This is a genomic window from Branchiibius sp. NY16-3462-2, assembly GCF_001594145.1.
In the GTDB taxonomy this organism is placed as follows: domain Bacteria; phylum Actinomycetota; class Actinomycetes; order Actinomycetales; family Dermatophilaceae; genus Branchiibius.
In genome coordinates this window covers 252,742-272,328 of record NZ_LVCF01000035.1, presented here as the reverse complement: position 1 = coordinate 272,328, position 19,587 = coordinate 252,742, and the positions used below count along the sequence as shown (strand labels likewise).

Here is a 19,587-nt window from a genome sequence, read left to right as displayed (position 1 = left end):
TCCCACCTCGGCATTCGCTCAGCGGGAGGCGCGTAGCGCAGACCGTAGAGCGCGGCGCGCAACGGGACCGAGGCCGTCGAGCGTGGCGGCGAGCCGGCTGACTCCGGCCAGCGCCTGCTCGAGCGTCGCGGAGTCCGCGCGCGTCGGCTCTGTGAGCTCCAGTCCGATAAAGGTTGCGCTCACCAGGTCCGTGAGGGCGCCAGCATCGAGTACGTCGCTCAGCGGCGAGTCGCGCAGCAACCGGGTCAGCGTCGTACGCACCTGGTCATTCCACAGCCCGAGTGCAGCGCCGGTCGCTTCGGCGAGCGCGGGGTTGCCGTGCGATCCGGCAAGTACCTGCGCCAGGACGGTCACGTTGCCGACCTCGCGTTCCTGCCGGTGCAACCGACCGGCGACCTCGACGAGTTCGGTGAAGGTGGAGACGGCGTCGAGCTCTGGTCGCATCAGCGCCACGCGTTGCGCTGTGGAGTCCAGGCACGCAGCCGCGACCAGGCCGTCCACGCTTCCGAAGTGGTAGAAGATCAACGCCTGATTGACCCCGCCGGCTGCGGAGATCGTCCGGGTGGATACGGCTGAGATTCCCTGCTCGCGGATCACGCGCATGGTCGCGTCGACGAGAGCCTGCTTCGTCGCTGCTGCGCGGGTGTCAGACACGGATCTCCTCCCGGTAGGGCTGGACCGCGGCCGGTACGTGCTGCGCATCGACATAGCTGGCGGTGAACCGGCCGTGGTAGCCGAATACCGGGCCGAGTATCCGGTGGTGCACCTCGACCTGGATCCGGAAGCACGCCGCCTGCTCATCCCAGTGCTCGCGCACCGTGGCCCGACCGCTGATCCACGAGGGCATGGTGCCGCTCAGCACGCCCTCGTGCAGTCGCATCACGTCGGAGTCGATGCGCAAGCCACCGCGCTCATCGACGGTGATCTCCAGGTCTGCGGCGATGTGCTGGTGGGTGCCCAGGTAGTCGACGACCTTTTGGCGGGTCGGGTCGAACACCATCGTTGCGTCGAACCGGCGACGGCGACCCTGACCGACCTCGAAGGTACGCACGAAGGTCACCGTTTCGCGGCCGTAACCGTCCAGATAGGGATAGTTCTCGATCGTGAACGGCACACCGACACCGGTCTCGGGAAACAGTAGGTTCCGCTGGGCACCCAACCGTAGGAAAGGTGCGACGACGGCGTGTCCGCGCCAGATGCGATCCATCGTGCCTCGACCGATACAGGCCCGGCCGCCGGCGACGTCCAGACCGAACCGCTCCTGCATGCGCGGATGCAGGTTGTAGAAGTCTGAGCCGAGCGCCCGCGCGAAGATCGAGGTCATCGCACTGACCCCACGCTCCAGCTCGTCCGGCGCGCCGACGGGGCCCACGGCAGCGGCGGCAGTCGGAGCGCCAGGATCGTGAGCACGCCCGCCGCGAGCAACCCGACCGGCCCGTCCGTCATCAGCGTCGCTGCAATCACGACGCCGGCTCGTATCGCCGCGTCTGCCAGCGCGATGCTTGCACTGAGTTCTGGTGGCACGCTGCGGTCCGCCCACAGCCGCAGACGGTCGAACGACCACGCGGTGCCCCGGGCCATCAGGGGTCGGAAGAACCGGTCGATCCTGGGGTACCGCGACCGATAGTCGTACCAGGTCGCGAAGGTCACTCCCCCGTCCTCGCGAGGCGTGTATCGCCAGTAGCCGGAACCCTCCTCGATGGGAGACAACGGATGGGCACACGCGAACCGCAGCGCCGAGGTCGCCGACCCATCAGTCGCCCGGCGGTCACCGGAGTGCTCGCCGGTGCCGCCCACTCCGAAGCGGCGGTAGCAGAACGTCCCGGCCCCCGTCGGCGTGATGCGCCCGAACCTGACGTCCCAGCGGGCGTGCTTGCTCGGATCCTGGGTCAACGCCCACACGCGTTCAAGGCTGGAGTTGAGTTCCGCGCCGACGTCAATCCCGGTGCGTGGCCGAACTGCTGAGCCCTGCATGATGTCCTCCGTCCTTTTAAGCGACTGCTCAAAAGGCTACCAGCCACCTTGAGCACGTGCTCAAATCCGAGAAAGAGGACTGCTCAGGCGATACTGGGCGGCGTGACCAGCCCCGCCCTGCGCGCCGTCGGCGCGTTCGTGCTCGATGCCCTGCTCGTGCTGTTGTTCGCGGCCATCGGCCGCAGGTCCCACGACGAGTCCGGTGCCGCGGCAGGTGTGCTCACGACCGCCGGGCCGTTCCTGGCGGGTCTGGTGCTGGGCTGGGTGGTGAGCCTCGCCGTACGCCGATCGGCACCGTTGAGCGTGAACGCGGGCGTGACCGTGTGGTTCGCGACCGTCTTCCTGGGCATGGTGCTGCGGGTCGTCACCGGTCGCGGGATCGCCGTGTCGTTCATCATCGTCGCAAGCATCGTGCTCGCGGTGTTCCTGCTCGGCTGGCGGTGGGCCGCCGGGTTCATCGCCCGGCGGCGCCACGCCACTAGCTGAGGCTCAGAGGTACTGCCCGGTGCTACCGACGGAGTCGATCGAGCGACCGGGGTTGTCGCCGTTCTTGCCGTCGATCAGCGTGCGGATGTAGACGATCCGCTCGCCCTTCTTGCCCGAGATCCGCGCCCAGTCATCGGGGTTGGTCGTGTTGGGCAGGTCCTCGTTCTCCTTGAACTCATCGACGCAGGAGCGCAACAGGTGTTCCACCCGGATGCCCTTGGCGCCGATGGTCAACTGGTCCTTGATCGCCATCTTCTTGGCCCGGTCGACGATGTTCTGGATCATCGCGCCGGAGTTGAAGTCCTTGAAGTAGAGGATCTCCTTGTCACCACTGGCGTAGGTGACCTCCAGGAAGCGGTTCTCGTCGATCTCGGCGTACATCCGCTCGACCGTCGCCTGGATCATGCCGTCCACCGTGGCCTGCGCGTCACCGTCGTTCTCGGCCAGGTCGTCGGCGTGCAGCGGCAGCCCCGCCTCGAGGTACTTGCTGAAGATCTCCCGGGCGCTCTCGGCATCCGGGCGCTCGATCTTGATCTTCACATCGAGACGGCCGGGTCGCAGGATGGCCGGGTCGATCATGTCCTCACGGTTGGAGGCACCGATGACGATGACGTTCTCCAGGCGCTCCACACCGTCGATCTCGGCCAGCAGCTGCGGCACGATCGTCGTCTCGACGTCGGAGGAGACACCGGATCCACGGGTGCGGAACAGCGACTCCATCTCGTCGAAGAACACCACCACGGGAGTGCCGTCGGAGGCCGCCTCCCGGGCGCGCTGGAAGATCAACCGGATGTGCCGCTCGGTCTCACCGACGTACTTGTTGAGCAGCTCAGGTCCCTTGATGTTCAGGAAGTAACTCTTGGTCTGCTCGCGGCCGGTGATCTCGGCGACCTTGCGCGCCAGCGACGCAGCGACCGCCTTGGCGATCAGCGTCTTGCCACAGCCGGGTGGGCCGTAGAGCAGGACACCCTTGGGCGGGCGCAGCGCGTGCTCACGGAACAGGTCGGCGTGCAGGTAGGGCAACTCCACGGCGTCGCGGATCGCTTCGATCTGCCCGGACAGCCCACCGATGTCCTCGTACCGGATGTCCGGCACTTCCTCCAGGACCAGGTCGGCGACCTCCGCCTTCGGGATGCGCTCGAAGACGAAACCACTGCGGGTGTCCAGCAACAGCGAGTCGCCCACGCGGACGGCCTCATCGACCAGCGACGCCGCGCGACGGCAGATCCGCTCCTCGTCGCCGTGGGCGACCACCAGGATGCGGTCCTCGCCCAGCAGTTCCTTGACCTGGACCAGTTCGCCGATGTTCTCGAAGCCGACGGCCGCCACGACGTTCAGGGCCTCGTTGAGCATGACCTCACGGCCGGGCACCATCTGCTCGCCCTCGACCGAGGGGCTCACCGCAACCCGCATCTTGCGGCCGGAGTTGAGGATGTCGGCGGTGCCGTCGTCGTGCACGGTCAGCACGACTCCGAAGGTCGCCGGCGGCTGCGCGAGCCGGTCGACCTCGGACTTCAGATTGACAATCTGCTCGCGCGCTTCCTTGAGGGTGCGGGCAAGGCGTTCGTTCTGCGCCGACAGCGTGCCGACGGAGGACTGGAGTTGGAGGATCTGCTGTTCGAGTTCCCGCGCGCGGCTGCTACCCGGTGCCGTGGCAAGGCGGTCGCGGAGCGCGGCCACCTCGGATTGCAGGCGGGCGACGGACTCCTCATCGGAAGAACCGTGGGGCGTGAAGTGCTCGGTCATCGTGGCCTCCTCTGCCGCGCCGGAGCGCGTCCAAGTGATGCCAACCGACCCTAACCCGCGAAGATCAGTTTTCGTCGGGTGGCGCGCTGATTGCCCTCCGTAAGCGCCGAATCTTCTTCTCCGACACGGGTCTTTCGCCAAAGTCCGCACTGTCCCACCCGGATGTGTCCTTGATCACATCGTCCTCGGACGTCTCATCCCCCGGGACCTGCGTCTCGTCGTACGACCCCTTGGCTGGTCGGCGCGTGCGCCGCGGCGGGGTCACTCCCGGAGCCAGTCGGCGCGTCGTGATCAGGAAGCCGGTGTGCCCGTGCATCCGGTGCGCCGGGCGGACGGCCAGGCCCTCCAGGTGCCAGTCGCGCACCATCGACTCCCAGGCGGCCGGTTCGCTGAACCCGCCGTGCAGCCGGATGTCCTCCGCAACCCGGGACAGCTGGGTCGCGGTGGCCACGTAACAGATCAGCACCCCTCCGGGAGCCAGGGCGTAGGCGACCGCGTCGAGGCACTCCCAGGGCGCGAGCATGTCCAGGACGACCCGGTCAACCGATCCTTCCGGTACGGCGAGTGGCAGCTCCTCCTGTAAGTCACCGATGCGCACGTCCCAGGCCGGGTGGTCCTCACCGAAGAACGCTCGCGCGTTCGCCTTGGCGATGTCCGCGAAATCCTCCCGGCGCTCGATGGACAGCACCCGGCCCTGATCGCCGACCGCGCGCAGCAGCGACATGCTGAGCGCGCCCGATCCCACACCGGCCTCGACGACCACCGCACCCGGGAAGACGTCAGCCATCGTGATGATCTGCCCGGCGTCCTTCGGATAGACGACAGCAGCGCCGCGCGGCATCGACATCACGTAATCCGACAGCAGTGGCCGCATCGCGAGGTATTCGACACCGGCGGTGTTGCGCACGGTGATGCCGTCGGTGGAGCCGATCAGGTCATCGTGCTTGATATGACCACGGTGGGTGTGGAACTGCTTGCCGGGCACCAACTCGATGGTGTGCATCCGGCCTTTGGCGTCGGTGAGCTGGACACGATCGCCCGCCCGGAACGGGCCTCGGCGACGGTCGGCTCCGGTGGGCTGATCAGTCATCGCAGCAGATTCTATGCGTGGCGGGGCGCGCCGACGTTTCTGAGGATTTCGAGGTTCCTGAGGACGTCTTTGGCGCGTTGGCCCTCAAGAACCTCACAGTCCTCACAATCCGCGCCCGTTGAAGGTCAGGCCACCGCGTTGAGCGCGACCCGTAGGTCCTCGGTGCGTACGATCCCCAGCACCTGACCAGACCCGGTCGCCACCAGTAGGTAGCTCGCTGCTCCCCCGCCGGCCTGGTACACGCGCACCAGCTGTGACACATCGGCCTGCGGATTCTCGACCTGCGCCACCCACGGCTCGGGCTGTCGCAACGCGGCCGACTCCACCGCGAGCCCCGGTTGGCTGGCGCGGACCTGGGTCGCGATCTCGGCAGGCACGACACCCCAGGGCGTTCCGTCCGCGGTGGTCACCACGATGTCCGCGTTCTGCGGCAGGCTCGACAGTGCTGTCGGGCCGGAGGCGACGAACACCGGTCGCAACAGTTGACCCACCTGCACCTTGCCCAGGACGTGGGCGGCCTGGCCGCGGTTGATCGCGGCGCCGGCGCCGAACCACAGGAAGCCGCCGATCATGATCGCCCACACCGTGGTGATCATCGACGGTTGCTGACCGCGCATCAGCGGCAGGCCGATCGCCCACAGGACGGCCAACACCGCGACGATGCGTCCGCACCACCCGGCCACGACCGCACCGCGCGAGCGGCTGCCGGTCACCGCCCACACCAGGGACGACACGAGGTAGCCACCATCGAGCGGCAGGCCGGGCAAGAGGTTGAAGATGGCCACGAACCCGTTGGCCCACACGAACGCCGACAGCAACAGTGTGGGCACGCTGATCGGATCGAACCGGGTCACGGCCGAGCCATCCCCCTGCATCTGCAGGACGAGCCAGCCCAGGATGGCGAGTACGGCGTTGGCGAGCGGCCCGACGACAGCGACCAGTGCACCCGTGGCCGGGGAGGTGTCGTCCTGGTCGAAGCTGGTGTGACCACCCCACGCGTCGGCGACCACCTGGTGCACGGCCATCCCCCGCGCCTGGGCCACGAGCGCGTGCGCGGCCTCGTGGACCAGCACCGACAGCAACAGCAGGATCGCGAAGGCAGCAGCCACCAGATACCCGCCCGCGCCGAGGTCGGGCCGCAGGTAGGTCACCTGGGGCCCGAAGGTGAAGATGATGATGATCGCGATGATCGGCCAGCTGCGGCCGATATAGACCGGTGCGCCACGCAGGGACCCGATCCGCAGACCCGGACTTTGCGCTGCATTCGCCATGCCGGCCAGCGTAGTCGGGAAGGTTGTCGGACCCCCGTCCTACAGTTCTGGTTATGACTTCTCCGGTGACCCAGACGGCCGCTCCACCGCGTCGTGCGGCTCTGTCGCCGAGCCGTGCGGGCGACTTCATGCAGTGTCCGCTGCTCTACCGGTTCCGGGTTGTCGACCGCTTGCCCGAGGCCCCCAGTCCCGCGGCTTCGCGCGGGACTCTTGTGCACGCCGTACTCGAGCGGCTCTTTGATCTGCCTGCGGGGCAACGGGATCCGGACACCGCACGCGACCTGATCGAGCCCCAGTGGCGACGATTGGTGCAGGAGAATCCGGACCTGGGAGACCTCGTGGACGAGGACGGTCTGGCCGACTGGCTGGCCGATGCGTTCCGGTTGGTGCAGCGCTGGTTCGAGATGGAAGACCCGACCCGGTTGGAGCCCGCGGCGCGTGAGCTGTACGTCGAGGCCGACGTGGACGGGTTGACGCTGCGCGGGTACGTCGATCGGCTGGATGTCGCACCCGGCGGCCAGGTCCGGGTCGTGGACTACAAGACGGGCCGCTCACCCTCTGAGTTTTTCGAGGGCAAGGCGCTGTTCCAGATGAAGTTCTACGCGCTGGTGTGGTGGCGCACTCGCGGAGTGATCCCGGCGATGCTGCAGCTGGTCTATCTCGGCAACGGGGAGATCGTCCGTTATCAGCCGTCCGAATGGGATCTGCTGGCCACCGAGCGCAAGGTGAAGGCGCTGTGGCGGGCGATCGAGCGCGCCGCGACGACCGGTGACTGGCGGCCGCGGCCGTCGCGGTTGTGCGACTGGTGTGACCACAAGGCGTTGTGCCCGGCTTGGGGTGGCACTCCCCCGCCGCTGCCGGAGTATTCGATCGAGCGCGCGACCGATCCGGCGATCACCGGGGCTATCGACCCGGACTGACGCGACGCTGCTACCCCGATGACGTTCAGTCAATGACAAGGTGCACCGCCGCGCCGTCGTTGCGCAGATAGACGTGTCGGCCGATGATCTCCCGGAACGCCTGGATGTCGGCGAGGTCGGCCGCGGCGAACTCCTGGTAGCAGGTCCGAGCGCTGGATGAATTCAGGTCGGGATAGAAGTCCGAGACCCACACATTGAACCGGTCGAGGAGATCTTCCAGCGGGTACTGCGAGATCCGCGCCGGGCTGTCTCCTTCACCCAGGTCGGGCTCCTGCTCGAAGGTCAACGACGTCACGTACTCCTCCGAGCCGTCCTGGAGCAGGTAGATGCCCGGCTCGATGGACTCGTAATCGGGATTGTCGACGTACTTCTCAGCGTCGTAGTTCGCGATGCTGCGCATGTGCCGAGGGTACAAAGGCCCGCGCTGTCGCTAGGGTGCGGACATGTCGAGGGCTGGTACGGGCGGCATTGGCGCCACGCTTCTGGCGATCTCGGTCGCCTTCTTGTCCGGTTGCTCATCCGACGAGGAAGTTTCGTCCTGCCCCATGGACTACTCGTCCCTGGACCAGGGGGTGGTCGTGTCCGTCAGTGGAGCGACTCCGACCTCTCCCACCTTCGCCTATCCACCGCCACCGTCGTGGGTCGGCACGGTGTGCATCAACGGCGCGTGCATGTTCGACAGTGCACAATCCGGTGCCCCGATCGCCGTCAGGGATACCGCGGTCGGCACGAAGGGCCCGGTTGTCGTGACAGTTGACGTCGCCGATGACGCTGGGCGTATCGGACCGACCAGCACGGCCACCGTGACGCCGTCTAAGCAGATCCCGAACGGACCGACCTGCCCGCCAACCAATTACGTTGCGACCGTGACCGTTACGCCGACTCGGTAACCGCTCGGGGCGTGAGACGAGTGAGCTAGTGCCGGGCCGGCGCCGCGGTGAACAAGCCGGTCAGGTCACGCAGCCGCAAGCCGGCCAGTGAGTCCACCTGCACTGCACCAGCCATCTGCGGCACCTCGACCACGTGCGGTACGGCGATCGTGGGCACTCCGGCGGCCACCGCCGAGCGCACGCCCGTGGGCGAATCCTCAATAGCCACAGCATCTTCCGGCTGCACGCCAAGTTGCGAAGCGGCGGTCAGATAGGGTTCCGGATGCGGTTTCCCGTTCGTCACTACGTCGCCAGTCACCACCGTTGCGAATGAACCTTCCGGCAACGCCGCCACCAGTTCATCGGCCAACACGGTGTAGGACATCGTCACCAGCGCGTTGGGCACACCGGCCCGCACCGCCTCGGCCAGCAGTTCCCGGGCACCGGGACGCCACGGCATGTGCCGGCGCATCTCGGTCAGCACCTCGCCGATCAGGTAGTCGACGACTTCCTCGGGCGTCATCGACACGTCGGAGTTGTCGATGATGATCTGGGCCGACCGCAGCAGGGTGTTGCCGACGCACTCCTTGGCCATCGCGTCGGTCCACACACCACCGTGCGCTGCGACCAGCGCCTTCTCCGCCCCGATCCAGTACGGCTCGGTGTCCACCAGCGTGCCGTCCATGTCCCACAGCACTGCTGCTGGCAACAACACTTAGGAGTCCTCCGGCTCGTAGCCCAGGTTCGGGGACAACCACTGCTCGGCCTGCGCCATCGTCCAGCCCTTGCGCCGCGCGTAGTCACCCACCTGGTCCTGCCCGAGCCGGCCCACGACGAAGTACTGCGACTGCGGATGTGAGAAGTACCAACCGCTGACCGCAGCCCCCGGCCACATCGCCATCGACTCGGTGAGGGAGATCCCGGCGCGCTCCTTGACCTCCAACAACTCCCACAGGGTCGCCTTCTCGGTGTGGTCCGGGCACGCGGGATACCCCGGCGCCGGGCGGATACCGGTGTAGCGCTCGTCGATCAGCGCCTCATTGTCCAGCGACTCCTGCGGCGCATATCCCCACAGTTCCGTGCGCACCAACTCGTGCAGTCGCTCGGCGAAGGCTTCCGCCAACCGGTCGGCCAACGACTCCAACAGGATCCCGCTGTAGTCGTCCAGCGCCGCCTTGAACTCGGCCACCTTCTCGGCTGCACCCAAACCAGCCGTCACCGCGAATCCGCCCACGTAGTCGGCGATTCCGGTCTCGACCGGTGCCACATAGTCGGCGAGCGACCGGTTCGGAACGCCCTCGCGGTGCTCCCCCTGCTGGCGCAGGTGGTGCAGCGTCGTGACCACCTCGGAACGGTCCTCCGAGCCGTAGACCAGCAGGTCGTCACCCACCGCGGCCGCCGGGAAGAAGCCCACCACGCCGTTGGCCTGCAGCCACTTCTCCTCGATCAACCGGTCGAGCATCGCCTGCGCGTCGTCCCACAGTTTGCGGGCCGCCTCACCGCTGGCCGGGTTGTTCAGGATGTCGGGGTAGCGGCCCTTCATCTCCCACGCGTTGAAGAACGGCTGCCAGTCGATGTACTCCCGCAGCTCAGCCAGCGGGTAGTCGTTGAAACTCCGCAGACCCGTGAACGTCGGCTTGGTGGGCTCGTAACCAACCCAATCAATCGGCGTACGTCGATCCAGGGCTTGCGCGTACGACGCCAGTGGCCGTTCGATCCGCTTGGCGGCATGCCGCTCACGGATCGAGGCGTAGTCACGCGACACGTCCTCCAGGAACGCACCCCGTCGCTCATCCGACAACAACGCGGAAGCCGTTGGTACAGAACGGGATGCGTCCTTCACCCAGACGACCGGGCCGTGGTACTTCGGCTCGACCTTCACCGCGGTGTGCGCCCGCGAGGTTGTCGCGCCACCGAGCAGCAGCGGGATCTCGAAACCCTGCCGCTCCATCTCCGAGGCGAGGGTGACCATCTCGTCGAGCGACGGCGTGATCAACCCGGAGAGGCCGATGATGTCCGCGTTCTCGGAACGGGCCGCGTCCAGGATCTTCTGCGGCGGCACCATGACGCCGAGGTCGACCACGTCGTAGTTGTTGCACTGCAGGACGACACCGACGATGTTCTTGCCGATGTCGTGCACGTCGCCCTTGACCGTGGCCATGACGATCTTGCCCTTGCTGTGCGCCGCGTCACCCGGCTTCTTCTCCGCTTCGATGTACGGAATCAGATGTGCCACAGCCTTTTTCATCACCCGCGCCGACTTCACGACCTGCGGCAGGAACATTTTGCCAGCGCCGAAGAGATCGCCGACGACGCCCATGCCGTCCATCAGCGGGCCCTCGATCACCTCCAAGGGCCGGCCACCGGAAGCAGCCAACTCCACTCGCAGTTCCTCGGTGTCATCCACCACGAACTCGTCGAGACCCTTGACGAGCGCGTGCGTGATTCGTTCCCGCACCGGCAATGAACGCCACTCAGCGGCAGCGGGTTCGGCCTCGTCGCCCTTCACGTTGAACTTGTTGGCAATCTCCAACAGGCGCTCGGTGCTGTCCGCCCGCCGGTTGAGGATGACGTCCTCGATTCGCTCCCGCAGCTCGGGATCGATCTCGTCGTAGACCACCAAGGCACCGGCATTCACGATGCCCATATCCATGCCCGCGGAGATCGCGTGGTAGAGGAACACCGCGTGGATCGCCTCCCGCACCGGGTTGTTGCCCCGGAAGGAGAACGACACGTTCGATACACCACCGGACACCAGGGCGTGCGGCAGGTTCTGCTTGATCCAGCGGGTCGCCTCGATGAAGTCGACACCGTAGTTGGCGTGTTCCTCGATGCCCGTGGCCACCGCGAAGATGTTGGGGTCGAAGATGATGTCCTCCGCCGGGAAGCCCACCTCGTCGATCAGGATGCGGTAGGCCCGCTCGCAGATCTCCTTGCGGCGCTCCAACGAGTCAGCCTGACCCTGCTCGTCGAAGGCCATGACCACAACCGCCGCACCGTACTTGCGGCACAACCGGGCGTGCTCCACGAACGGCTCGACGCCTTCCTTCATGGAGATCGAGTTGACGATCGGTTTGCCCTGGACACAACGCAATCCGGCCTCGATGACGTCCCACTTCGAGGAGTCGATCATGACGGGGACCCGGGAGATGTCCGGCTCGGACGCGACCAGCTTGCAGAAGCGGTCCATCGCCTCGATGCCGTCGAGCATCCCCTCGTCCATGTTGATGTCGATGACCTGGGCGCCGGCCTCGACCTGCTGGCGGGCCACGTTGAGCGCCGTGGTGTAGTCCCCCGCCTTGATCAGGTTGCGGAAGCGGGCGGAGCCCGTGACGTTGGTGCGCTCGCCCACGTTGACGAAGAGGGATTCGTCGGTGATGTTCAGCGGCTCCAGACCCGATAGACGGCAGGCGGATTGGACCGACGGAACTTCCCGCGGAGAGTAGTCCCGGACCTGCTGGGCGATGGCCGCGATGTGCGCCGGAGACGTGCCGCAGCAGCCGCCCAGGATGTTCACCAGGCCGTCGGCGGCGAACTTGGCGATGATCTCGCTCATCTGCGACGGGGTCTCGTCGTACTCACCGAAAGCGTTCGGCAGGCCCGCGTTCGGGTAGCAGGACACGAAACAGTCTGCGATGCGGGAGATCTCGGCCAGGTAGGGCCGCATCTCCTCCGCCCCGAGTGCACAGTTCAGGCCGACGGCCAGCGGGCGGGCGTGCCGGACGCTGTTCCAGAAGGCTTCGGTGACCTGCCCCGAGAGGGTTCGTCCGGAGGCGTCGGTGATCGTGCCGGAGATGATGATCGGCCAGCGGCGACCGCGCTGCTCGAACAGGGTCTCCAACGCGAAGATCGCGGCCTTGGCGTTGAGGGTGTCGAAGATGGTCTCGATGATCAGCAGGTCGGATCCGCCGTCGACCAGACCGTTGGCCTGCTCCAGGTAGGCCTCGACCAGTTGCTCGTAGCTGACGTTGCGGGCTGCCGGGTCGTTCACATCCGGGGAGATGCTGGCCGTGCGGTTGGTCGGTCCGATGCCTCCCACGACGAACCGCTGCTCGCCCGGATGGGCGGCCATGAACTCATCGACGGCGGCACGTGCCAGACGCGCCGACGCCAGGTTAAACTCGTACGCCAGATCCGACATGTCGTAGTCGGCCAGTGAGATCCGCTGGGCGTTGAAGGTGTTGGTCTCCACCAACGTCGCACCTGCGTCGAGGTAGGCAGTGTGGATGGCCTTGATCGCCTCGGGCTGGGTCAGACTCAGCAGATCATTGTTGCCGCGCAGGTCACTGGGCCAGTCGGCGAAGCGATCACCCCGATAGTCGGCCTCGGAGAACCCCTTCGCCTGGATCTGGGTACCCATCGCTCCATCGAGGATCAGGATGCGTTGGCTGAGTAGGTCGCGCAGTGCCGCCGTCTGGTCCGGCTGGATCTGCGACGCCTGGGTGGTTTCGGAGCGGCTGCTCACATCGGTCCCCATTCGGTCGAATCTGAGGAGGATTCTACCGAGCCGGTCGCGGCAGTCCGTACGCTGAGCGGGTGATCGAGTTCGAGGAGTTGCCACTGCTGCGGGATCCACTCGTCATTGCCGCCTTCGAAGGGTGGAACGACGCCGGCGAAACGGCCACCTCGACCCTGGCCCACTTGGTTCAGATGTGGGATGCGCAACCCCTGGCGGCCCTTGATCCCGAGGAGTACTACGACTTCCAGGTGAACCGCCCACGGATCTCCGGGGAGGCCGGCGACCGGGAGATCACGTGGCCCACAACCAAGCTGTTCCTGGCCCGGGACACTCCCCTGGACCGGGACGTCATCCTGGTGCAAGGTATCGAGCCGTCCATGCGGTGGATCGCCTTCACCCAGGAGATCATCGACCTGGCCGCCGACGCGGACGCCAGCATGTTCATCACTCTGGGGGGCCTGCTCGCCGACGTGCCGCACACCCGGCCCATCCCGGTCACGGTCTCGAGCGACGACCCGGACATCCGCGACCGCTACGACCTCGAACCCAGCCGCTACGAGGGTCCGACCGGGATCGTCGGTGTGGTTTCGGATGCTGCCCACCGGAACGGGATCCCGACCATCTCACTGTGGGCCGCCGTACCCCACTATGCGGGCGGTTCGCCCTCCCCCAAGGCGACGCTGGCGCTGCTCACCCGTCTTGAGATGCTCTTCGACACCCTGATCGGCCACGCCGATCTGCCGGACCTGGCCCGCGCCTGGGAGCACGGGGTGGATGAGTTGGCGGCCTCGGATGAGGAAGTCGCCGATTACGTGCATTCCCTGGAGGAGCAGCAGGACACCACCGAACTGCCCGAGGCCAGCGGTGACGCCATCGCCCAGGAGTTCGAGCGCTACCTGCGCCGCCGCGACGAGGACTAACCGCGAGGACTAAGCAGAGTCCTCGTCCCGCAGACGAGCGACCAGCCCTTCCAGCCACTTGATCGTCACGTTGCTGGTGGCGATCCCGTAGTCGACGGTCGCGATGATCAGCGCATCCGCCCCGCTGTCCACGAGTCGCGCGCGTTGCGCCTCGTACTCGGCGACCAGGGCCCGCTGCGCGCCCAGTTGGGCCCGCAACTCCTCCAGCAGGCGCGCCGTACCGATGTGTCGACCCAGCGACACGAACAGCAGCAACGGCAAACGGATGGTGGCGGCGCCCGGACCCTGCGCCGCCCAGGCCGCGAACGCCTTCCTGCCGTCGTCGGTCAGGGTGTAGGGCCGGGCGTCCCGTCGCCCGGTCTCGCCCGCCTCGACGAGCCCCCGGCGGGAGAGGTCGGCCAGTTCGCGGTAGACCTGGCTGCGGGTGATGGACCAGAAATCACCCAACCTCGTCTCCACCAGGCGGGTCAGGTCCCAGCCGCTGCACGGTCCGTCGTGCAGAAAGCCCAGGAGCGACGCAGCGGTGGCGTTGAGCGCTACGGCGCCTTCGCGATCGACCCGAAGGTCCTTGCCACCCATGGTTTGCGACCGTACGTGAGGATCTTCCCGGTGGCCACCGCTCGCCACAGGGGAGCCCGGTTGAATCCGACCAGCAAGCTCCACGGGCCGGTCATGGAGATGACGCAATCCGGGCTCTCCCCCACCGCTTGAGCGGTGACGGTGCCGCCTGCCGCCCGGAGCTGGAAGCGGTCACCGCCGCGGATGTGGATCTCGTACGTCGTGGCCGGGGCTGCCGGTTCGGGCGTCGCGCTCGCGGCGGGTGCCGCCAGGAACGGGACCATCTGACTCATCACGGTTCCGGCGGCAGCGGTCGCGGCTCGCGGTTCGATGGTCCGCGGGCGGCCGAATGCCCCCTGCACATCCCAGCCGTGGACCAGTAGTTCGGTCACCGCCACCGCGAGAAGGGTGCCCGCGGTGCGGGTGCGCCCAGGGCCGTACCACGGTGTCGGACAGTCGCGGTCCAGATCGAGCGGTTCGCGCGCGAGACGGGCCAACTCCTCGCCGCCGTCCTCGATGGTCCGCGCCAGGGCGGCAGGTTCGGCCGGGGAGCGTTCCATCGTCGCCAGCGTGGACAGGGCCAGATAGTCGCCCACTGGAATGTCGGGGTCGGCGGCCGACAGACCCAGATCGCCGAGACTGCCCAACTCGTCGCGGATCGCGGCTGCGAAACCGGTTAGGACTGCCCCCACATGGCGGGCGCACTGGCCGCCCGTCCACTCCAGACCCGGGACCGTAGCGTCCCACGACCCCGGCCGGACATCACTCAAGAGCGACGCCACCCTTGCCGACTCCCGCTGGATAGCGTCGGCAAGGGCATACGGGTCGGGTGTGACGGGGAACACGAGGGAATCCTCGACCGTCCACATTGTCATGTCAAGACCAGGCCAGGTCCGCTTTACCAGCCCAATCCCGCGGCGTCGTCCGCCGACGGCTCGCCCGCGGCGATGGCGAAAGCATCCAGGGCAGTGATCAGTGATTCGTACTGATCTGCCGGCATCCCGCGCACGATGGCGGTCAACGCTTTGCGCCGGGCCCGGGTCACGTCCTCGACGATGCGCTGACCCGTCGCCGTCAGGGCGACCACCACCTCGCGGCGATCGGCCGGATTCTCCTCGCGCGAGGCCAGCCCGGCACTGACCAGCCTGTCGATCTGTCGCTGCGCCGAGGACGGGTTGATCCCCAGTCGGGCGGCCACGGCACCGACCGTGCTGTGCGGCTGCTGGGACAGGACCACCAGGGTCCGGAACTGCACCAGCGTCACCTGCTGCTCCACGGACGCCAGCGAGGCGGCCGACACTCCCACCAGCGCCCTCGATGCGGTCAGCAGCGAGGTGACGAGTTCATCGGACCTACCTCGGCTCATACGCCCATCATGCCGTGCGCGGATGAGGATTTCATATGCAGAGTGCATCTATTGCATACTGCACATATGGACCGGAATAGGTCGTGGTGGGCATTCGCGGGCATCGCCGCGATGGTCGGTGCCCTCACCGGGATCGCCGCTGCCACCTTCCGGATCGCCCTGTCCTGGCTGACATCTCGTCGCGGCCAGGTCGTCGACTGGTCGCACGCGCATTGGTGGGCGCCCCCCGTTTTCGTGGCGGCATGCGCCCTGGCCACCACTGTTGCGGCAGGACTCGTGCATCGCGTCGAACCCCATGCCGAGGGCAGCGGGATCCCACGGGTCGAAGCCGTCGTCGAGGGCCGCGCCGCACCGGGACGATTGCGGATCTTCCCCGTGAAGTACGTCGGCGGATTGCTGTCGATGGGTGCCGGCCTGGCCCTCGGCCGTGAAGGGCCGTCGGTCCAGATGGGCGGCAACATCGCCGTCATGGTGTCGAAGCTGACGCGGCGCCACTCCGAGCAACTCCGGTTGCTGGTCGCCGGCGGAGCAGCCGCCGGGCTCGCGACCGCATTCAACGCACCTATCGCGGGCGGCGTCTTCGTGCTCGAGGAGCTTCTGAAGCGATTCGATGCCAAGGCGACCGTCGCAACCCTGACCGCCTCCGCTGCCGGCTTCGCCAGTGCCCACCTGCTCGTCCACGACGACAACGCGTTCCACGTCGCCCGCCTGGCGCAACCGCGACTGTCGCAGGCCGGATGGATAGCGCTGGCCGGTCTGCTCTGTGGCGTGGCCGCCGTCGCGTACAACCGCACCGTGGTCCTGGCGCTGCACGCAGCCGACACCAGCTCCTGGCCGGTCGAGCTGCGCGCCGCCCTCATCGGCGCCCTGATCGGCGTGATCGCCCTGGTGGCGCCCCAACTCGTCGGGGGTGGTGACAACCTGACCCAGCAGGCTCTGTTGGGTTCGGGCGCCCTGGCCGGCGTACTCGGCGTACTCGCAGTGCGTTGGGTCCTTGGCGTGGTGTCGTACGCCGCGTGCACCCCGGGCGGCCTCTTCGCACCGATGTTGGTGCTCGGCACGCACGTCGGTCTCGCCGTGGGCATCGTGGCCCGCGCAGTCGACCCGACCGCACCCCCGCCGGCAGCGTTGGCCCTCGTCGGCATGGCCGCGTTCTTCGCGGCGAGCGTCCACGCTCCCGTCACGGCCATCGTTCTCGCCAGCGAGATGACCGGCACGACCTCGCAACTCGCGCCCACCCTCGGCGCCTGCGCGATCGCGCTGACCCTCGCTCTGGCGATGCGGCAGGAAGGGATCTACGACCTGCTGACCACCCGCGCAGCGCGCGCCGCGCGGGAGAACGAGTTGGTCTAGGACAGCGTGACCCCGAGGAGGGCATCGATCATGTCCCGTACGCCGACACTCGGCTGACCGCCGGACGGCGCCCGGCCGGCCCACCGGTCGACCGCTCGTAACGCGGAGGGAGCATCGAGGTCCGCCCGCAGCGCGGCTCGCAATGTCACCAGCAGGTCGTCGGCGTCCCGGTCGTCCCCACCTGAGGTGGCTGCGCGCCACCGGTCCAGCCGACTCTGCGCTGCCTGCAGCAAGTCGTCGGTGTACTCCCACTCGGTGCGGTAGTGCTGGGCCAGCAACATGAGGCGGATGGCCATCGGGTCCACGCCATCACGGCGCAACTGAGCTACCCGGACCAGGTTGCCGCGCGACTTGCTCATCTTGTGGCCCTCGAAGCCGACCATCGCCTGATAGGCGAAGCTGTGCGCGAACGGCGGCGTCCCGGTCAGGGCTACCGCTTGCACGGCGCTCATCTCGTGGTGCGGGAAGATCAGATCCGTCCCACCGGCCTGCAGCGCGAAACCCATCCCCAGGTTGTCCAACGCGATCGTGGTGCATTCGACGTGCCAGCCGGGGCGGCCACGACCCAGCACCCCACCGTCCCAGGCGGGTTCGCCCGGTCGCTCGCCACGCCACAGCAGCGGGTCCAACGGGTCGCGTTTGCCGGCCCGCTCCGGGTCTCCGCCGCGGTCGGCGAAGACCGCCATCATCTCGTCACGGTCCCAGCCGCTGACCGAACCGAACGAATCCTGTTGGGACAGATCGAGATACAGATCCGTCTCCACCGGGTAGGCCGCGCCGGAGTCCAGCAGTTTCGTGACGACCGCGATGTGCCGGTCCATGGTCTGCACGACACTGGCGTAGACGTCGGGCGGCAGCACTCGCAGCGCAGCCATGTCGGACTTGAAGAGCTCGATCTCGCTGTGCGCCAGGTCCTGCCAGTCCACACCGTCCCGCGCCGCCCGCTCCAGCAGTGGGTCGTCGACATCGGTGACGTTCTGCACATACCGCACCTGCGCACCGCTGTCGCGCAGGACCCGGTTCGCCAGGTCGAACGTCACGTAGGTGGCGGCGTGACCAAGGTGCGTCGCGTCGTACGGGGTAATCCCACACACGTACATGCCCGCAACGCCATCGGTCGGGAGGACGGGCTCGAGCGCTCCCGCACGGGTCGCCAGCAGCAGCCGGCCGGGGACCGGCGGCACGGCCGGGACGTCGGGTGCAGCCCAGGGCTGCAAGGGAGTGTCGGCCAGATTCACGGGGTTCAGCGTAATTGGCTCACCAGAGCGGCCACGGCAACGGGTGCCGATGGGGCGGGACCGGGGGCATGGCCTCATCGCGCAGCAGCTTGCGGATCCGCCGGTCCAGCGCGGTGAGTTCGGTCTCGGTGATCAGTTGTCCGAGCAGGTCCCGCACCTGATCGCCGGACAACAGCGACTGCAGATCGGTCAGTTGCGCCGTCTCTTCCGGCGAGAGCGGTTCACCGGCGTAACCCCACAGCACGGTGCGCAGTTTGGGCTCCTCGTGCATGGTCAGCCCGTGGTCGATGGCGAACAGGTCGCCGTCGTCGATAATCAGGGCGGTTGCCTTGCGGTCGGCGTTGTTGAGCACCGCGTCCAGCAGAGCGATCTCCCGCAGCGCGGGATCGTCGGCATGCGAGACCACGACGTCGGCGAAGTACTCGTCCTGCGCCTGCACCACCGGGCGGTAGCCCTCGGGCAACTCCCCGGGTGGATCGACCCGCAACAGATCGTGGTCGCCGGTCACATCCAGCGGGCCCACCCAGACCTGCAGCGATCCGGGGCCGAGCGGACCCTCGCGCAGCACCGTCGGCGGAATGCGGTGCCAGCCGCCCAGGCGGGAGATGAGGTACGACGTCAGTTCCCTGGCCGCCAGCGTCCCGTCGGGGAAATCCCACAGGGGTCGCTCTCCCCGCACGGGTTTGTAGACCGCCCGCACGGACCCGTCGACGATGACCCGGTAGACCGCGTTGGACGCGTGCGTCAGCCGGCCTTCGACCTCCAGGTCGCCACGCTCCAGCAGCGCGGCGAGCTCGTCAGCGCCGGTATCCGTTGGCACGGGGGCAGATATGGCCGGATGCCTCCAGCGGTGCGCCGCAGAACGGGCACGGCGGTCGCCCGCTGGCGACCGTCGCGAGCCCGCGCCGGGCGAACTCCCGGGCAGCGATCGGAGACAGGACGATCCGTAGCACCGTTGCGTCCGGTTCGGTCAGTTCGACGACTTCGTCGCCGGAATCCTCGAGTTGTACGTCGCGGTCGTGGCATTCGATGACCACCCGCTGGACTTCCGCAACCCAGGCCAGGCTCAAGGTGCTGACCCGGAATTCGTCCTCGATCGGCGTACTCAACGGGTCGTTGTCCGGCGGCAGCACCTGCTCATCGGACTGGCCGATCTCGTCCAGCAGGTCGTTGAGACGCTCGGCCAGGACCGCCACCTGCTCCTTCTCCAACGACACGGTGGTGATCCGCGGGCCCTGGACCGCCTGCAGGAAGAAGGTGCGCTGCCCGGGCTCACCGACGGTGCCGGCGATGAAGCGCTCCGGCTCGTCGTACTCGATCAGCGGCATGGATCGACC

Annotated in this window: 20 protein-coding genes; 5 read left to right on the top strand and 15 right to left on the bottom strand. The window is 67.5% G+C overall.

What is annotated here, in order from left to right; translation table 11 throughout:
- Positions 1-18: 18 nt before the first annotated feature.
- Genes AZH51_RS10705 through AZH51_RS10695 form a run of 3 tightly spaced genes read right to left on the bottom strand, consistent with a single transcriptional unit; the run spans position 19 to position 1,974 of the window.
- A complete protein-coding gene (locus AZH51_RS10705; protein WP_291524059.1) occupies positions 19-654 on the bottom strand; it encodes a TetR/AcrR family transcriptional regulator in 636 nt (211 codons plus the stop codon).
- Complete coding sequence (locus AZH51_RS10700; protein WP_291524057.1) at positions 647-1,324, bottom strand: DUF4166 domain-containing protein; 678 nt, start codon at positions 1,322-1,324, stop codon at positions 647-649. Before AZH51_RS10700 ends, AZH51_RS10705 begins: the two co-directional genes overlap by 8 nt.
- Entirely contained in the window at positions 1,321-1,974 is a 654-nt protein-coding gene (locus AZH51_RS10695) for an SRPBCC family protein (protein WP_291524055.1), read from the bottom strand. The genes AZH51_RS10700 and AZH51_RS10695 overlap by 4 nt, the downstream gene beginning before the upstream one ends.
- Positions 1,975-2,076: 102 nt before the next feature.
- Between AZH51_RS10695 and AZH51_RS10690 the strand changes: the two genes are divergently transcribed.
- Complete coding sequence (locus AZH51_RS10690) at positions 2,077-2,460, top strand: DUF3054 domain-containing protein (RefSeq protein WP_291524053.1); 384 nt, start codon at positions 2,077-2,079, stop codon at positions 2,458-2,460.
- A 3-nt stretch (positions 2,461-2,463) separates the two neighbouring features.
- On the opposite strand, the gene arc is transcribed toward AZH51_RS10690, so the two are convergent.
- The 3 genes from arc to AZH51_RS10675 form a co-directional block, all read right to left on the bottom strand.
- Positions 2,464-4,206: a proteasome ATPase gene (arc, locus tag AZH51_RS10685; protein ID WP_291524051.1), complete on the bottom strand. Its 1,743-nt coding sequence runs from the start codon at positions 4,204-4,206 to the stop codon at positions 2,464-2,466.
- A 64-nt stretch (positions 4,207-4,270) separates the two neighbouring features.
- Entirely contained in the window at positions 4,271-5,296 is a 1,026-nt protein-coding gene (locus AZH51_RS10680; protein ID WP_291524049.1) for a tRNA (adenine-N1)-methyltransferase, read from the bottom strand.
- Positions 5,297-5,421: 125 nt separating this feature from the next.
- Positions 5,422-6,567: a site-2 protease family protein gene (locus AZH51_RS10675; RefSeq protein ID WP_291524047.1), complete on the bottom strand. Its 1,146-nt coding sequence runs from the start codon at positions 6,565-6,567 to the stop codon at positions 5,422-5,424.
- A 53-nt stretch (positions 6,568-6,620) separates the two neighbouring features.
- On the opposite strand from AZH51_RS10675, the gene AZH51_RS10670 reads away from it, so the two are divergent.
- Positions 6,621-7,487 (top strand): PD-(D/E)XK nuclease family protein, encoded by an 867-nt coding sequence (locus AZH51_RS10670; protein WP_291524045.1) that lies wholly within the window; start codon positions 6,621-6,623, stop codon positions 7,485-7,487.
- 25 nt (positions 7,488-7,512) lie between these two features.
- Here the strand turns inward: AZH51_RS10670 and AZH51_RS10665 are convergent, their stop codons facing one another.
- On the bottom strand, positions 7,513-7,887 hold the full coding sequence (locus tag AZH51_RS10665) for a hypothetical protein (protein WP_291524043.1): 375 nt from the start codon (positions 7,885-7,887) through the stop codon (positions 7,513-7,515).
- 43 nt (positions 7,888-7,930) lie between these two features.
- On the opposite strand from AZH51_RS10665, the gene AZH51_RS10660 reads away from it, so the two are divergent.
- Positions 7,931-8,377 carry a hypothetical protein gene (locus AZH51_RS10660; RefSeq protein WP_291524041.1) on the top strand — a complete coding sequence of 149 codons (447 nt, stop codon included), beginning with the start codon at positions 7,931-7,933 and terminating at the stop codon, positions 8,375-8,377.
- 25 nt (positions 8,378-8,402) lie between these two features.
- Here AZH51_RS10660 and AZH51_RS10655 read toward each other — a convergent pair whose 3' ends face one another.
- Positions 8,403-9,071 (bottom strand): HAD family phosphatase, encoded by a 669-nt coding sequence (locus tag AZH51_RS10655; RefSeq protein ID WP_291524039.1) that lies wholly within the window; start codon positions 9,069-9,071, stop codon positions 8,403-8,405.
- Positions 9,072-12,821 carry a methionine synthase gene (metH, locus tag AZH51_RS10650; protein WP_291524037.1) on the bottom strand — a complete coding sequence of 1,250 codons (3,750 nt, stop codon included), beginning with the start codon at positions 12,819-12,821 and terminating at the stop codon, positions 9,072-9,074.
- 71 nt (positions 12,822-12,892) lie between these two features.
- Between metH and AZH51_RS10645 the strand changes: the two genes are divergently transcribed.
- Positions 12,893-13,735, top strand: a complete 843-nt coding sequence (locus AZH51_RS10645) for a PAC2 family protein (protein ID WP_291524035.1) — start codon at positions 12,893-12,895, stop codon at positions 13,733-13,735.
- A 9-nt stretch (positions 13,736-13,744) separates the two neighbouring features.
- Here the strand turns inward: AZH51_RS10645 and AZH51_RS10640 are convergent, their stop codons facing one another.
- The 3 genes from AZH51_RS10640 to AZH51_RS10630 are packed head-to-tail and all read right to left on the bottom strand — an operon-like array spanning position 13,745 to position 15,659.
- The gene (locus AZH51_RS10640) at positions 13,745-14,314 is read right to left on the bottom strand and encodes a PadR family transcriptional regulator (RefSeq protein WP_291524032.1); all 570 of its coding nucleotides are present in this window, start codon (positions 14,312-14,314) and stop codon (positions 13,745-13,747) included.
- A complete protein-coding gene (locus AZH51_RS10635; protein ID WP_291524031.1) occupies positions 14,272-15,168 on the bottom strand; it encodes a maleylpyruvate isomerase N-terminal domain-containing protein in 897 nt (298 codons plus the stop codon). The genes AZH51_RS10640 and AZH51_RS10635 overlap by 43 nt, the downstream gene beginning before the upstream one ends.
- Before the next feature lie 23 nt (positions 15,169-15,191).
- On the bottom strand, positions 15,192-15,659 hold the full coding sequence (locus tag AZH51_RS10630; protein WP_291524029.1) for a MarR family winged helix-turn-helix transcriptional regulator: 468 nt from the start codon (positions 15,657-15,659) through the stop codon (positions 15,192-15,194).
- Positions 15,660-15,725: 66 nt separating this feature from the next.
- Here AZH51_RS10630 and AZH51_RS10625 point away from each other — a divergent pair, with 66 nt between their 5' ends.
- On the top strand, positions 15,726-17,012 hold the full coding sequence (locus AZH51_RS10625) for a ClC family H(+)/Cl(-) exchange transporter (protein WP_291524027.1): 1,287 nt from the start codon (positions 15,726-15,728) through the stop codon (positions 17,010-17,012).
- Here AZH51_RS10625 and mshC read toward each other — a convergent pair.
- Genes mshC through AZH51_RS10610 form a run of 3 tightly spaced genes read right to left on the bottom strand, consistent with a single transcriptional unit; the run spans position 17,009 to position 19,578 of the window.
- On the bottom strand, positions 17,009-18,250 hold the full coding sequence (gene mshC / locus AZH51_RS10620; protein WP_291524025.1) for a cysteine--1-D-myo-inosityl 2-amino-2-deoxy-alpha-D-glucopyranoside ligase: 1,242 nt from the start codon (positions 18,248-18,250) through the stop codon (positions 17,009-17,011). The genes AZH51_RS10625 and mshC overlap by 4 nt on opposite strands.
- 19 nt (positions 18,251-18,269) lie before the next feature.
- Positions 18,270-19,070 carry an SCO1664 family protein gene (locus AZH51_RS10615; RefSeq protein WP_291524024.1) on the bottom strand — a complete coding sequence of 267 codons (801 nt, stop codon included), beginning with the start codon at positions 19,068-19,070 and terminating at the stop codon, positions 18,270-18,272.
- Entirely contained in the window at positions 19,048-19,578 is a 531-nt protein-coding gene (locus AZH51_RS10610) for a DUF3090 domain-containing protein (RefSeq protein WP_291524022.1), read from the bottom strand. Before AZH51_RS10610 ends, AZH51_RS10615 begins: the two co-directional genes overlap by 23 nt.
- Positions 19,579-19,587: the final 9 nt, after the last annotated feature.